Raw genomic sequence first — 15,434 nt, 5'->3', positions numbered from 1 at the left:
TGCTATATAGTGGAGGTGGGGGTTGTTGTTAAAATATATTATGGAATTAAGTCATCTTCACTTGATGGAGGTTCAAGCTGATAATCATTTTACCATATTTAGGGTATTTTATCTAGAGGTATTGCTGCCGTTTATGCCATCAATTAAGCAGAGCAATTATAAAATCCTTATAGGAATTAAATAATATAATAAATACGCCTACCGGAACCACATACTTTACTAAGAAGCTCCAGACGGGGGCTAACTTAAAGCGGATTCCTGAAAGCTCTATTTCTTTCACGGCTTCTTTGGTGGTAAGTATCCAAGCCACGAAAATGGAAAGCAAAAATGCACCGGTGGTTAGGAGTATATTGGAAGACAGTTTGTCATATATATCAAAAAAGCTCAAACTTCCTATATAGAAACTGCTGCCTTGAACCAGGGAAAGGGAAGCGGGTATTCCCATTAGAAATATTACAATCCCTACTGCCAATGTAGATTTTTTCCTGTCCTTTTTCAGTTCATCCACAAAATAAGAAACGCTGATTTCCAACATAGACATTGAAGAAGTCAATGCTGCAAAAGTAACCATCAGAAAAAAGGCAATGCAAAAGATTTGCCCTAAAGGCATCGATGCAAAAACTGCAGGCAGTGTGATAAACATAAGTCCGGGCCCTTCTCCAACTTCAAAGCCTAAGGCAAAAACCGCCGGGATAGTGGCAAATCCGGCTATCAACGCAGCCAATGTGTCCAAAGCGGGGATCGACACCGCTGTGCTTAGCAAATTAACTTCCTTATCCAAATAACTTCCGTAGGTTATCATGACCCCCATGCCTATGCTGAGAGAGAAGAACACTTGCGCCATGGCGTTTTTAGCTACTTCAAGGGTAATCTTAGAGAAATCAGGAACCAGCAAGAATTTAATTCCCTCCATACTTCCCTCCAATGTTACACTCCTAATAGCTATAATTATAAGAAGTATAAAGAGACCGGGCATCATTACTTTAGAAGTGACTTCAATTCCTTTTTTAATGCCGTTTATTACTATAAGCATAGTAAGTGCCATAAAGATTAACTGGTAAACTATTAAGGTTGCAGGAGAGTTCATCATATTGGAAAAAATACCGGCAAGAACTTGGGGATCTTTTGTATTAAGATTTCCCGTAACAGCGTTTTTAAAGTAATACAAAACCCAACCGCCAACGGAAGAATAAAAGGCCAGTATGACAAAACCGCAAATTACAGCGAGAAAGCCCACAAATGACCAACGCTTATCTATGCTTTTATATGCACCGAAAACCGAAAGCTGGGTCTTCCTGCCAAGAGTGATGGCAGCCAGCATAAGGGGAGTTCCGATGAGCACTAAAAACAAAAGGTATACTGCAACATATGCTCCGCCACCGTTAGTACCCACACTATAAGGGAATTTCCATATATTACCCAAACCTATGGCCGAACCTGCAGCAGCTAGAATGAAACCGGCTTTTGAGGACCAATTTTCTCTTGTCTTAGTTTCCATAAGATATACAACCTCCAAAATAATTTTAAATTAGGCAAATATCAATTGCTCACATAAAAAAAGCTCCGCCTCATTTTAGAGGTGGAGCTTTGCTCACGGTACCACTCTTATCCCGAATATAAAAAATATCCGGGATAACTCATTTCTAGTCTGCGATATGCTAAACTATAGTCCTTTGTAAGGGAGGACAACCCTTTGCCCCTACTCGTTTCCTTTTAGGGCAAAGACTCTAGAGTGAATATGCACTTCGTCTTGTAACACCGGCTCTCATCAAACCCAGCTTTCTGTATTTACAGTGTCGAAGCTTATCTTCTCTGTCATTGTCTGTAAAGCTGTAATTCTTTTTAATACTATATGCATAAATTTGTAAAATGTCAACCCCTTAATTCTTAATTTTATAACACAATTCATTTTTTCCGTTATGTGGGAAGTATATCGTTTTTTATGAAAAAGGAGAAAAATTGATTGCTTAAACCTCTTATGCCGCCCTAACTTGTCTGAAAATGATATATAAATGTTGAGAATGATAATATTTAATGATATATTTGATAATGTCGACGAAGTTTAGGAAATTACATATTTTTAAATGTATTTAATGAAGGATTTTCGGTATTGATGTCGAAGTTAAAAATATATGTAACTAAATGGAATTTGGAGTGAGCAGTTTGATTGAAATGTATGGGGTTACTAAGATTTATCCGGGCGGTCAAGTCGCCCTTAAAGATATTAGTCTAAAGATATTAAAGGGAGAGTTTGTATTTATTGTCGGACCCAGCGGGGCAGGAAAATCGACATTGATTAAGCTTTTATTCAGAGAAGAACTTCCGACAAGGGGACAGATATTTTTCGCCGGAAAAAACATTACCAGATTAAGGCCGAAAGAAATACCTTACCTAAGGCGGCGTATTGGTATTGTTTTTCAAGATTTTAGACTGCTGCCGGAAAAAACCGTTTATGAGAATATAGCTTTTGCAATGGAAGTGGTGGAAGCCCCCGGCAGAGATATAAGGAAAAGAGTGCCATATGTTCTTGAAAGAGTAGGCTTAGCTCACAAAGCCAAGGCAAAACCTTCAGAACTTTCCGGAGGTGAACAACAACGAGTCGCACTTGCTCGTGCTCTGGTAAATAATCCCGATGTCCTCGTAGCCGATGAACCTACCGGTAACCTTGACCCGGATACATCTAGGGATATCATGAATTTGCTAGATGATATCAATAAGCGGGGGACTACATTGGTTGTTGCCTCGCATGCCCGAGAATTGGTAGATTCTATGAAAAAAAGAGTAATTCAGCTCGAAAAAGGCAGTCTAGTAAGAGACGAGGAGAGAGGGGTATACAGTAATGAGACTTAGGACCATCAAATATTTTTTCAAAGAATCCTTCACCAGTCTTGTAAGAAACAGATGGATGAGTCTCGCATCCATTGGAGCGGTAGCATCTGCACTCATCATTCTAGGCTCTTTTTTATTACTTTCGGTAAATTTTGATCATGTTTTAAAAGATGTGGAATCACAAGTAGAGATTACGGCTTACCTTGAAGACTCCTTGGGACAAGAAAGGATATCTCAACTAAAAAAGGATTTTGCTGCTATTTCCGGGATAAAAGAAGTAGAATTTATTTCAAAGGAAATGGCTCTGGAAGAATTCAAAGAGCAAGTAGGAGAAGATTTATTGGAGGGTATTGAAAACCCACTTCCCAATTCCTTCCGGATTAAGGTAAACGACCCTCATGAAGTGGCTTTGGTTGCTGAAAAAATTGAAAAATTTTCCGGTGTTGATGAAGTCAAATACGGCAAAGGCATTGTTGAAAAACTGTTCAACATAATTTATTGGGTTCGGATTATTGGCTTGGCGATAATGGTAGTTTTTGCCGCAGTTTCAATTTTTATTATCTCTAATACCATCAGACTTACGGTTTTTGCACGGCGGCGGGAGATAAATATTATGAAATATATTGGTGCCACTGACTGGTTTGTACGCTGGCCGTTTTTGATAGAAGGTATGGTATTGGGATTAATCGGTTCTTCGCTGGCTGTAGCAATTTTGGGAATAGCTTACAAATATCTTTATGTAACGGTGAAGCTAAATATTCCTATGATTTCTTTGCTGCCGATAGAACAGTTTTATAACTATGCCTTTGGATTTTTAGGTATTGGTATGTTCATCGGGGCATTTGGCAGTAGCTTTTCCATAAAGAGATTTTTAAATGTTTAGCATTATATAAGGAGTGAAAAAAGGTGATGAGTTGGAAAAAACACAAAGTAATTACAAGCATCTTGCTGTTGGCTATTATTTTAACGGCAACTGCTCCGGCGGCATTAGGCGGTATCGATGATTTAAAAAAGCAGCAGCAAGATTTAAGCAATCAAATAAAAAATTTAAGAAACAATATAAATAAAGTTGAAGCGAATAAGAAGGATATAAGTGAAGAATTGGCAGAGCTTGAAGAAAAATTGAACTTGGCGCAAAAAGAACTGGCTGAAACAGAAGCCAAGCTCAGAGAAAATCAGACGAAATTAGTAAATACTATAGAAGAGCTTAAACAAGCCGAACAACAGGTAGAAGAACAAAAAGATGATCTAAATGTCCGCATGCGAACTCTTTACAAAACTGGGCCGGTAGATTACATAGAGGTAATTTTGGCGTCTTCCAGTTTTTCAGATTTCTTGACAAGACTTGATTTAGTTAAACGTATCATTGAGTCTGATAAAAATCTCCTTATGGAATTTAAAGCAAGACAGGAAGAAGTAGCAAAGAAAAAAGCAGAATTGGAAGAACAACAAAGGATCATAGCTCAGCAGCGCGATGATATAGATGCTCGTCGAGCCAGCATAGTTTCATATCGCGGAGATCGCCAAAGACTCATGGCAGAGCTGGAAAAACAGAAAAAAGAGTATGAGCGTCAAGAGGATAAGCTGCAAAAAGATTCGGAGAATCTACGCCGGCAAATTCTTGAATGGGAAATGAAGAACCAAAAAGGCTTTTTTGGAACAGGGGAATTCCTTTGGCCGACGCCAAGTTCAACATATATTACTTCAGAGTTTGGATGGAGGACGCATCCTATCTTTAAAACACGGCGGTTTCATGAAGGCATAGATATAGGTGCTTCTATGGGAGCTGATGTGCTGGCAGCAGATGATGGTGAGGTAATTTTTTCAGGCTCTTATGGAGGTTATGGCAATACAATCATTGTTAGCCATGGTGGAGGTATTTCTACGCAGTATTCTCATCTTTCGAAACTGCTTGTAGCAGAAGGCAAAAAAGTACTCAAGGGTGATAAAATTGGCTTGGTTGGCAGTACCGGATGGTCTACGGGACCACACCTTCATTTTGGAGTAATCAAAGATGGAGAAGTAGTCAACCCTTGGAATTGGCTAAAATAAATGATATAATGGTAAAGACTAAAAACTTTACCGGGTGGGGATACATATGCAAAACAAGAATGTAAAACATATGTTTAAAGTAGCGGTATTGTGTATAGCAATATCGCTGCTTTCGTTTTTTGCGGGAGCTGCGGCGGTAAGCAAACCATTCTATGCAATAAGTAAGGGCGATGATAAAAATGCTGCTGCTGTAGTTGATGGACAGACAGATTTACAGCACTTAAAGCCGGTTGTCGATGTGATAAAACTCATAGAAGACAAATACGTAAAGGATGTGGAAACTGAAAAATTAATTGAGGGAGCTATTAAGGGAGTGGTGGAATCTCTTGGCGATCCATATTCAGTTTATATGAATGAAACGGAATTTCAAGATTTTATTGCGTCTATTAATGGTTCCTTCAGCGGTGTAGGAATGGTACTCAGTGCTGATGAGAGTACCGGCGATATTATAGTGGTATCCCCTATCGAAGGAACTCCTGCCCAGAAAGCCGGAATTCTTCCAAAAGACATAATAGTTAAAGTCGATGATATCGAGCTTGCCGGAAAAAGCCTTGATGAAGCGGTAAAACTTCTAAGAGGTGAAAAGGGCACAAAGGTTGTTGTATATATAAAAAGACAGGATAACGAAGATTTGTTGGAATTTGAATTGATGCGGGATGATATTCGAGTTACAACAATAAAACATGAAATTATTGACGATGATGTAGGCTATATAAAAATTACCTCTTTTGATTCACAGACTTATGATGAATTTAAAGCTGCGGTAGACAGCTTGCAAAAGCAAGGCATAAAAGGTTTAATACTGGATTTGCGAAATAATCCAGGTGGTTCTCTTTATGAATCAGTGAGGATAGCCGATGAAATACTTGGAAAAGGAATGATAGTTTATACCGAAGACAGGAATAAAAATAAACTGGAAGAATATTATTCTGATAATAACAGAATTTCATTACCGCTTGTAGTGCTTATAAATGAAAACAGTGCCAGTGCTTCGGAAATAGTAGCTGGAGCTATTCAAGACCACAAAGCAGGTGTGCTTGTAGGCACAAAAACTTTTGGCAAAGGTTCCGTTCAGGAAATTGAACCTTTTCAAGACGGAACAGGAATAAAATTGACTATTGCCCGATATTATTTGCCGAGCGGACGAAGCATTGACGGCATAGGTGTAGAGCCTGATATTAAGGTTGAACTTAGCAAGGATATAAGTCCTTTTGACATTCCCAGAGAAAAAGATTCTCAATTATTAAAGGCTCTTGATATAGTTAAATCTCCGACTTACATGCAAAGACAGGAGAGATGAACGTGTTTCCTCTTGGGAAAATTATAATCCTAATATTGCAAGGTATCCCATCGGCCGTTTTAAATCCATTTTTCTGGCTGGTAATTTTCATTGTGTGGAAACAATATAAGAAAACTGCGACTTTAGAAAAAACCCTGTTCGGAACTGCAAAAATTAATCCGCACAATAAATTACTCTATGCAATATTTTATGGATTCCTTGGTGGAATCATTGGCAGCTTTATAGTTATGCTGCTTGGCATAAGTATTACCGAAGCCGGTTTAGTATATGTATGGCCGTTAGCTTTAATTCTTGCCCTTGTCCATCCGCACCTAATGTGTTTTTCATATGCAGGTGGCTTAGTAGCATTATTTTCATTGGTAACAGGACTTTTACAAATAGATGTGGCCGGCCTTATGGGTCTTGTAGCAGTGCTGCATTTTGTAGAAAGTCTCTTAATATATTTTGCAGGGCATATAAATGCAACACCGGTGTTTGTTAAAGATGACAGATATGGTATCGTAGGAGGATTTTCACTGCAGGAATTTTGGCCTGTCCCCATTATGCTATTAACGATTCTTATAGGGGATTTCCCGTCAATGGATGTAATTCAAATGCCTGATTGGTGGCCGCTGATAAGACCACCTGTACATGTATTGGAAAATCCTCAGGCTATATACTTGATGCTGCCGGTAGTAGCAGCATTGGGTTATGGGGATATAGCTCTTACAAAGACACCAAAGGACAGATGTAAATCATCAGCGGTAAATTTATTTGCCTTTAGTTTTATACTTCTGCTATTATCGGTTTTGGCATCAAGGTATTTGCCTTTTGCCTATATGGCGGCAATCTTTGCACCTGCCGGACATGAATTTCTAATAATTACCGGAAAGAAAAGCGAACAGGCGAACAAGCCTCTGTTTGTTCCACCAAAACAAGGTGAGATGATTCTTGACGTAATAAAAAACTCACCTGCGGAAAAGTCGGGTCTAAATTCCGGTGATATAATCATGTCAATAAACGGCCAAGACCTGGATGAACCTGGAAAACTGCAAGAAGTGCTATCGGAATATCCTACATTTATATGGATGACAGTAAAGACCTCTGAAGGAAAGATAAAAAATGTTGAAATAAGTGCATTTCCGAACGGTTTAAATAACATAGGAGCTATCTTTGTTCCAAAGGTTTTTTCAGGGACATATGTAGTTATGGATGATGATAATATAATGAAAAGGATAAAAAGGTTTTTTAAAAAGAGGGATGAGAACGCATAAGTAAAAAATGAGAGTCTTAGAGCTAAATGATTAAAAAAGCAATAAAACTAAGAATCCAAAACCAATATTTTTAACATTTCTTCCGTAGGGTCAATAATAGGAATACTGATTTTTTTAGAAAGTTCCGATTGCAAATAAGGCAGATGAGTGCAGCCCAGAATCAAGCTGTTGGGGGCGAATCTTTCAACACATAGAGAAACAAGATCGTATTGGTCAATAATCGATGCTGCTGATTGATCTTCTTCAATAGCTTTGACTATAGGCAGCATGGAAATTCCAATAATATCAATTGAAGGATTTTGCTCATAAAATATATGTTCGATTGCTGAAAGACATTGACCATTAGCAGCCCATAGGGCTATTTTTTTGTACCTTGCAGCAAGATTTCTGTAAATATCCAATGGCGTTATTACCAAGGATCGGGTCTGCGTATTTCGTATATATCCAATATCTATTGCGGCTGATAAAGAATTGCAGTAAATCATAGTTCGAAATATATCATGGTTTTCGAAATCTTGAATAATCCTTAATACTTTTTTTGTTAAAGTATCAGGGTTTAAAAACTGAAGAAGATTTTGTTCTTCGGGGTTTGCAGCAGTAGGACATCCTATGGCTTCGAACCCCTTTTTTAATATAAAATCAACTCCCATTTGAGTGTCTACCGGGGTGCCAGCGATAACACCGATTTTTATAATATTATTTGCAACATTTGCAGTCAATGTTTATCACCTCAATTTTATTATATGTCTATCATATAAGAGTATCAAGTAATTTAAGATAAAAATAATTTGTGGTTAATTGTTTAGTTTCATTCTAATTCTTTTTACTACTTATTGAATAATTCAACAGAAATGGGAGAAAATATACTATAGCATAGGAAAATGAATAAAACAAAAGAGTTTTTAGAAAATAGATGACATTTCAAACTATATATACTTGATAGAAATTTTCATATATGATATAATGCTTGTGAAAGAAATAACGCTCTCAATTATAATTGCACTCATATATTTACTAGTTTCTATGCAAAATACATAAAAAGGAGGAATTTCGATGACTAGAGAAGAATATCTTAATCGCGAGAGAGATATGCTGCTTAAAGCCTATACTACTGCATCAGAAGAAGAAAAGCGGGATATCATGTTGAAAATAGTAAACATAGATACCCAATCTCAAGATGGAGATACTTATGGCACTAAATCAAGCGGCTTTTTCACTCGCCGAAGAAACAAGATTATATATATGAACTGAGCCGGGAAATAAAAAACCCGGTTTTTTTTATTTAAAATAGCGAACAAAGTTTCGTTTTTATCTTTCATCACTTTTTATTATATGATATAATACATCTTGCACATGAAATTATATTACAGGGTAAGTCAAATAAAATCCTTGTAAGAAATAAATTTTTTCAATTTCATTTGGAAGGTGTAAAAAATGGGGAAATTTGAGGTTGTTTCAGAGTATATTCCGCGCGGTGATCAGCCACAAGCAATACAAAGATTAGCTGAAGGAATAAATAAGGGCTACAAATTTCAAACGCTGCTAGGTGCAACAGGTACCGGCAAGACTTTTACTATAGCCCATCTTATACAGCAGGTGCAAAGGCCGACGCTGGTCATAGCTCATAACAAGACTTTAGCCGGGCAGCTCTACAGTGAACTCAAAGAGTTTTTCCCAAACAATGCGGTAGAATATTTTGTAAGTTACTATGATTATTACCAACCAGAGGCATATATTGCTCAAACGGATACTTATATAGAAAAAGATGCTTCAATAAATGATGAGATTGATAAATTGCGGCACTCTGCAACGGCTGCACTTTTTGAACGCCGTGATGTAGTCATAGTTGCCAGCGTGTCATGCATTTATAGTTTAGGTTCACCAATAGATTATGAAAACCAGGTTGTATCACTTCGCTCGGGCATGGAAATAGATAGGGACGAAGTGGTTCGAAAGCTTGTGGAAATACAATTTAATCGCAATGAAATAGACTTTCACAGAGGGACTTTTCGGCTCCGCGGAGATATATTGGAGATATTCCCGGCTTCTTTTACTGAAAAGGCTGTTCGAGTAGAATTTTTTGGAGATATTATTGATCGCATCCTTGAATTCGATACTTTAACCGGTGAAATAATAGGTGAACGAAATCACGTATCGATATTTCCGGCTTCACACTATGCCACACCAAAAGATAAAATAGAAGTTGCTATAAAATCAATTGAAATGGAGCTTGAGCAGCGATTAGCGGAACTGAAAGACCAAGGTAAAGTGTTGGAGGCAGCTAGGCTCGAGCAAAGGACCAAATATGATATAGAAATGCTTCGAGAAATGGGCTATTGTAAGGGTATTGAAAATTACTCAAGGCATCTTTCCGGCAGGAAGGCCGGTGAGGCACCGTTTACACTGCTTGATTATTTTCCGAAAGATTATTTAATAATAATCGACGAGTCCCACGTGACTTTGCCTCAGATTCATGCTATGTGGGCTGGAGACCGTTCTAGGAAGGAATCGCTCATAGAGCACGGCTTTAGGCTTCCTTCGGCTTTTGATAATCGCCCTCTGGTCTTTGAAGAATTCGAAGAACGTGTAAATCAGTTAATTTTTTTATCAGCTACACCGGCATCTTATGAACTTAAAAAAAGTGCTCAAGTCGTAGAACAAATCATCCGGCCCACTGGCTTGGTAGATCCGGAAGTAGAAGTTCGTCCGGTCAAAGGGCAAATCGATGATTTGATATGGGAAATCAAGCTCCGAGCGAAAAAGAACCAAAGAGTTTTAGTCACTACCCTTACCAAGAGAATGGCGGAGGATCTTACCGACTACCTAAAGGAAGCAGGTATTCGCGTCAGATACCTACATTCGGAGATTCATACATTGGAACGGCTTCAGATAATTCGAGATTTAAGACTCGGTAAATTTGACTGTCTTGTAGGCATTAATCTGCTAAGAGAAGGTTTAGACTTGCCGGAGGTATCCCTTGTGGCTATTCTGGATGCAGATAAAGAGGGATTCTTACGTTCTGAAACCTCACTCATTCAGACTATAGGCCGTGCTGCACGTAATGTAGACGGAAGGGTTATTATGTATGCGGATACCATAACTCAATCTATGGCTAGGGCGATTAGTGAAACCAATCGCAGGCGCAAAATTCAATTAGATTATAATAAAAAGCATGGTATAGTACCTACAACGGTTAAAAAGTCGGTAAGGGATTTAATAGAGGCTACTAAAGTTGCCGAGGAAAAAACTGATTACCTACCTGAAAAAGATATAACAAAAATGAGTAAAAAAGAACTTAAAACCTTTGTTGAAAATCTTGAAAGACAGATGAATGACGCAGCAAAGAAACTTGAATTTGAAAAAGCTGCCGAACTTAGGGATCTTATTTTTGAGATAAAGGCTGAAGCGTTTAGCGTAATTAAGACTAAATAAACACAGTACAGTGAGTGTGATGTGAATAAATGGATAAGATTATAGTTAAAGGTGCTCGAGAACATAACTTAAAAAACATAGATATTACAATCCCGAGAGATAAATTAGTAGTAATTACAGGCCTTTCAGGGTCAGGGAAATCTACTTTGGCCTTTGACACCATATATGCCGAAGGGCAAAGGCGCTATGTTGAATCACTTTCTGCCTATGCCCGACAGTTTTTGGGGCAAATGGATAAACCTGATGTCGATTATATCGAGGGGCTGTCACCTGCCATATCCATAGACCAGAAGACTACAAGTAAAAATCCTCGTTCAACAGTTGGAACCGTTACTGAAATTTATGATTACTTAAGACTGCTTTATGCCCGTATAGGCAAACCGCATTGCCCCAAGTGCGGAAAGGAGATATCTCAACAAACAGTTGACCAAATGGTTGATGCAATAATGGAGTCACCTGAAGGAACAAGGATTCAAATTTTGGCTCCGGTAGTGCGCGGAAGGAAAGGTGAATTCCAGAAACTGCTGGAAAAAATCAAAAAGAATGGTTTTGTGCGGATAAGAGTCGATGGTCAAATGCGAGAAACCAGCGAGGAAATTAAGCTGGAAAAAAACAAGAAGCATAATATCGAAATTATTATAGATAGACTTATTATAAAACCTGGAATTGAATCTCGGCTGGCAGATTCTATTGAAATAGCACTGGCTCAATCCGAAGGTTTGGTGATTGCGGATGTTATCGGCGGGCAAGAAATACTATTTTCTCAGAATTTTGCATGTGCAGAGTGTAATATAAGTTTGGAGGAACTTACACCTCGAATGTTTTCTTTCAACAGTCCTTATGGAGCTTGCCCGGTTTGCAGCGGCTTAGGGATAAATATGGAAATAGACCCGGAGTTAATTATACCGGATAAAGAAAAATCCATAGCGGATGGAGCCGTGGAACCTTGGAGCAGCACACCTGACGGATACTACTATCAAATGCTTCAAGCTGTGCTGAAGCATTATGGTGTAAGTGCAGAAACCCCTGTTAGAGAATTACCTGAAAGTGTTGTAGATACGATTCTGTTTGGTTCTGATGATACTATCGAGTTTTATTATAAGAGCAGGTTTAGCAAGAATACTAGACGCTACAGGGGGCAATTTGAAGGTGTTGTAAATAATCTGAAACGACGTTATCGAGAAACAGGCTCCGGATATTCTCGAGAAGAAATAGAGGAATACATGAGTACAAAACCCTGCCCAGCATGTAACGGTGCAAGACTTAAACCCGAAAGCCTGGCAGTGACTATTGGAGATAAGTCTATAGCTGAAGTGACATCATTGTCGATTCGAGAGGCTATTGCTTTTTTTGAAAGCCTTTCACTTACAAAAAGGGAAGCAATGATTGCACATCAAATTCTCAAAGAAATACGAAACCGTTTACAATTTTTAGTTGATGTAGGCCTTGACTATCTTACATTGGACCGTGCATCAGGAACTTTATCGGGTGGTGAATCCCAGAGAATACGTTTAGCCACCCAGATTGGTTCGAGGCTGGTAGGTGTATTATATATACTCGATGAACCAAGTATTGGGCTGCATCAGAGAGATAATGAAAAGCTACTTAAAACCTTGAAGGATTTACGAGATTTAGGTAATACAGTGCTTGTTGTAGAACATGACGAGGACACTATGAGAGCTGCCGACTATATAATAGATATTGGTCCGGGCGCAGGGGAACACGGCGGGAGAGTAGTTGCCTGCGGTCCTTTAGAAGATATACAAAAAAGTGAGGAATCTATTACCGGACAGTACTTAAGCGGGAAAAAACAAATTCCTGTTCCCGTTATTAGGCGAAAGCCAAAGAAGTCATGGCTAGAGCTTAAAGGCTGCAGAGAACACAATTTAAAAAATATCAATGTCAAATTTCCATTAGGGCTATTTACCTGTGTGACCGGTGTATCCGGCTCAGGCAAGAGTACCTTAGTCAATGAGATTTTATATAAATCACTAAAAGAGAAACTTTATAAATCCAGAAGCTTACCGGGAGATTTTGACGAGATGCTTGGCATCGAACAAATAGAAAAGGTTATAAATATTGACCAGTCGCCCATAGGAAGGACACCACGCTCTAATCCGGCTACTTATACTAATGTATTCAATGATATCCGTGAAGTTTTTTCCATGACGCCAGAATCGCGAATGCGCGGATATAAACCGGGAAGATTCAGCTTTAATGTCCGCGGAGGCCGATGCGAAGCCTGTAAAGGTGATGGTATAATAAAAATCGAAATGCATTTTTTAGCGGACATCTACGTACCCTGTGAAGTATGTAAAGGGAAACGCTATAATCGAGAAACTCTAGAAGTAAAATATAAAGGGAAAAATATAGCTGATGTGTTAGATATGACGGTAGATGAAGCTTTAGAGTTTTTTGACAGTATACCTAAAATAAAACGCAAGCTTGAAACATTAAGAGATGTAGGTCTAGGATATATAAAATTGGGACAGCCTTCAACCACATTGTCAGGTGGCGAAGCTCAAAGAGTTAAACTTTCTACCGAACTTTCTAAAAAAAGTAATGGTAATACCATATATATTTTGGATGAGCCTACTACAGGCCTTCATTCGGACGATATACAAAAACTATTGAATGTACTCCAGAGATTGGTAGATGGCGGCAGCACTGTCATAGTCATAGAGCACAACTTAGATGTAATAAAAACAGCAGATTATATAATTGATTTAGGTCCCGAAGGCGGTGACCGCGGCGGTGAAGTAGTTGCCACAGGGACTCCCGAACAAGTGTCAAAAAATCCGCATTCATATACGGGAAAATTTCTCAAAAAAGTACTGCAGCCTAAAAGCAGCCATTATGAAAAAAAGATGATAGCAATGGAATAAAAAGTAAAATAAAAAACAATTAATAATTAGAGTTAATTGCTTTGTTCCAAGGCCCAGACTATATAATGGTTTGATGGCATGCAAAAAATAATTTTACCCCATAAAAAAACAATAAAATGGGCAATTCACAAAACAAAACATATGAGATATCAAAAATCACACCCATACAAAAAAATACCAAAAAACAGGTGAAACCCCAGTCTTTATGGTGTATAATGGAATTGGACAAAAAAACCAAATACATCATAGAGAGGAGTTTCACCAATGTCCATTATACCACAACAAACATTATTTGTATGGGATGATGAAATAGAAAATTTAGGAGATCTTGAAAGACTACGTCTTGTCATAGAATATATACCCGACGAAGAACTAATGCAGATGCTAGAAAAACAAAGAGGGAAAGGAAGAGACGACTATCCCGTAAGAGCAATGTGGAACTCAATACTTGCAGGCGTAGTATACCAGCATCCATCCATAGAAAGCTTAAGAAGAGAACTAGCAAGAAATGGTCAATTAAGACTAATGTGTGGATTTTACCAAAAACTAGTTCCACCCGCATGGGTATACACGAGATTTTTAAAAAAACTTTTTGAGCATGAAGAAGAAATAGAAAAGATATTTAAAAAGCTAGTAGAAGAGCTATATAAATTACTACCGGACTTCGGAAAAGACCTGGCCATTGATAGTAAAGCCATAAGCTCTCTGGCTACAGGCATAAATAAAAACCAAAAAACAGACGGCCGCAGAGATAAAGATGCCGCTTGGGGCAAAAAGGAATATCGAGGCATCAGAGAAGACAAAAGCGTCTGGGAAAAGATTATTAAATGGTTTGGATATAAGCTTCACCTGATCGTAGATGCGAATTATGAACTTCCTGTAGCTTACAGTGTAACTAAAGCTTCAGAGTCGGATATCAGCCAAGCTCACCAAATGATTGACAAACTTGAGAAAGAACGGCCACAGATTCTTAAACACTGTAACACAATAGAAGCAGACCGGGGCTATGATGATACCAAACTAATCCAAAAACTTTATGACCAGCATAAAATCAAACCTGTGATAGACATCAGGAACATGTGGAAAGATCCGGACAAGACCCGGTCATTACCGGGGTATGAAAATGTGATATACAACTACAAAGGTAATGTATACTGCTGCTGTCAGGAAACCGGTAAACAGAAAGAAATGGCTGCAGGAGGATTTGAAGAAGACAGAAAAACACTTAAAAAACTATGCCCTGCAAAGCAGTATGGATTAGACTGCAAATGCATAGATACATGTCCTATAAAACATGGAATAAGAATAAAAATAGATATAGACAGAAGAATATTTACCCCTATAGACCGGGCTAGCTACAAATGGAAAAGATATTACAACAAAAGGACAGCAGTAGAAAGAGTAAACAGCAGACTGGATGAATCCTTTGGATTTGAGAAGCATTACATAAGAGGGCAAAAGAAAATGAGCATAAAATGCGGTGTAGCATTATGCGTAATGCTGGCAATGGCGCTAGGAAGAATAAAAGAAAAACAGGCAGAACAAATGCGAAGTCTTGTAAAACCTGTTCAAAAAGAAAAGGTCCAAACCGCCGCATAATGAAAACATTAATTGATATTAAATTATAAAAAGCCACAAAAACAGTGGTGTGTTAAGTATTGCCTTTTTTAATTAGAAACCCAT

11 protein-coding genes are annotated in these 15,434 nt (G+C 38.2%); 9 read left to right on the top strand and 2 right to left on the bottom strand.

Annotation, left to right across the window (positions count from 1 at the left end):
* Positions 1-139 precede the first annotated feature (139 nt).
* Positions 140-1,498, bottom strand: coding sequence for a sodium-dependent transporter (locus TEPIRE1_RS08290; protein ID WP_013778718.1), 1,359 nt, complete (start codon positions 1,496-1,498; stop codon positions 140-142).
* A gap of 665 nt (positions 1,499-2,163) precedes the next feature.
* Between TEPIRE1_RS08290 and ftsE the strand changes: the two genes are divergently transcribed.
* The 5 genes from ftsE to TEPIRE1_RS08265 are packed head-to-tail and all read left to right on the top strand — an operon-like array spanning position 2,164 to position 7,434.
* Positions 2,164-2,850 (top strand): cell division ATP-binding protein FtsE, encoded by a 687-nt coding sequence (ftsE, locus tag TEPIRE1_RS08285; RefSeq protein ID WP_013778717.1) that lies wholly within the window; start codon positions 2,164-2,166, stop codon positions 2,848-2,850.
* On the top strand, positions 2,840-3,712 hold the full coding sequence (gene ftsX / locus TEPIRE1_RS08280) for a permease-like cell division protein FtsX (protein ID WP_013778716.1): 873 nt from the start codon (positions 2,840-2,842) through the stop codon (positions 3,710-3,712). The genes ftsE and ftsX overlap by 11 nt, the downstream gene beginning before the upstream one ends.
* A 26-nt stretch (positions 3,713-3,738) precedes the next feature.
* The gene (locus TEPIRE1_RS08275) at positions 3,739-4,881 is read left to right on the top strand and encodes a murein hydrolase activator EnvC family protein (protein WP_013778715.1); all 1,143 of its coding nucleotides are present in this window, start codon (positions 3,739-3,741) and stop codon (positions 4,879-4,881) included.
* A 46-nt stretch (positions 4,882-4,927) separates the two neighbouring features.
* A complete protein-coding gene (locus TEPIRE1_RS08270; RefSeq protein WP_013778714.1) occupies positions 4,928-6,181 on the top strand; it encodes a S41 family peptidase in 1,254 nt (417 codons plus the stop codon).
* Positions 6,182-6,183: 2 nt separating this feature from the next.
* Complete coding sequence (locus tag TEPIRE1_RS08265; RefSeq protein WP_013778713.1) at positions 6,184-7,434, top strand: PDZ domain-containing protein; 1,251 nt, start codon at positions 6,184-6,186, stop codon at positions 7,432-7,434.
* 47 nt (positions 7,435-7,481) lie between these two features.
* Here the strand turns inward: TEPIRE1_RS08265 and TEPIRE1_RS08260 are convergent, their stop codons facing one another.
* Entirely contained in the window at positions 7,482-8,153 is a 672-nt protein-coding gene (locus TEPIRE1_RS08260; protein ID WP_013778712.1) for an aspartate/glutamate racemase family protein, read from the bottom strand.
* Positions 8,154-8,487: 334 nt separating this feature from the next.
* Between TEPIRE1_RS08260 and TEPIRE1_RS08255 the strand changes: the two genes are divergently transcribed.
* From TEPIRE1_RS08255 to TEPIRE1_RS08240, 4 genes are all read left to right on the top strand, one after another.
* Positions 8,488-8,685 (top strand): hypothetical protein, encoded by a 198-nt coding sequence (locus tag TEPIRE1_RS08255; protein WP_013778711.1) that lies wholly within the window; start codon positions 8,488-8,490, stop codon positions 8,683-8,685.
* A gap of 183 nt (positions 8,686-8,868) precedes the next feature.
* On the top strand, positions 8,869-10,866 hold the full coding sequence (gene uvrB / locus TEPIRE1_RS08250; RefSeq protein ID WP_013778710.1) for an excinuclease ABC subunit UvrB: 1,998 nt from the start codon (positions 8,869-8,871) through the stop codon (positions 10,864-10,866).
* 29 nt (positions 10,867-10,895) lie between these two features.
* On the top strand, positions 10,896-13,751 hold the full coding sequence (gene uvrA / locus TEPIRE1_RS08245) for an excinuclease ABC subunit UvrA (RefSeq protein ID WP_013778709.1): 2,856 nt from the start codon (positions 10,896-10,898) through the stop codon (positions 13,749-13,751).
* A gap of 264 nt (positions 13,752-14,015) precedes the next feature.
* Positions 14,016-15,350 carry a transposase gene (locus tag TEPIRE1_RS08240; protein ID WP_013778708.1) on the top strand — a complete coding sequence of 445 codons (1,335 nt, stop codon included), beginning with the start codon at positions 14,016-14,018 and terminating at the stop codon, positions 15,348-15,350.
* Positions 15,351-15,434 lie beyond the last annotated feature (84 nt).

The sequence above is a fragment of the Tepidanaerobacter acetatoxydans Re1 genome (assembly GCF_000328765.2).
Lineage (GTDB): Bacteria > Bacillota > Thermosediminibacteria > Thermosediminibacterales > Tepidanaerobacteraceae > Tepidanaerobacter > Tepidanaerobacter acetatoxydans.
Note: the sequence above shows the minus strand (reverse complement) of the source record. Positions and strands in the feature narration are given on the sequence as shown.

Coding starts and splice junctions, on each gene's coding strand:
- ftsX (WP_013778716.1), top strand. CDS start 2,840: ATGAGACTTAGGACCATCAAATATTTTTTCAAAGAATCCTTCACCAGT.
- TEPIRE1_RS08255 (WP_013778711.1), top strand. CDS start 8,488: ATGACTAGAGAAGAATATCTTAATCGCGAGAGAGATATGCTGCTTAAA.
- TEPIRE1_RS08240 (WP_013778708.1), top strand. CDS start 14,016: ATGTCCATTATACCACAACAAACATTATTTGTATGGGATGATGAAATA.
- uvrB (WP_013778710.1), top strand. CDS start 8,869: ATGGGGAAATTTGAGGTTGTTTCAGAGTATATTCCGCGCGGTGATCAG.
- TEPIRE1_RS08275 (WP_013778715.1), top strand. CDS start 3,739: ATGAGTTGGAAAAAACACAAAGTAATTACAAGCATCTTGCTGTTGGCT.
- TEPIRE1_RS08270 (WP_013778714.1), top strand. CDS start 4,928: ATGCAAAACAAGAATGTAAAACATATGTTTAAAGTAGCGGTATTGTGT.
- uvrA (WP_013778709.1), top strand. CDS start 10,896: ATGGATAAGATTATAGTTAAAGGTGCTCGAGAACATAACTTAAAAAAC.
- TEPIRE1_RS08290 (WP_013778718.1), bottom strand. CDS start 1,498: ATGGAAACTAAGACAAGAGAAAATTGGTCCTCAAAAGCCGGTTTCATT.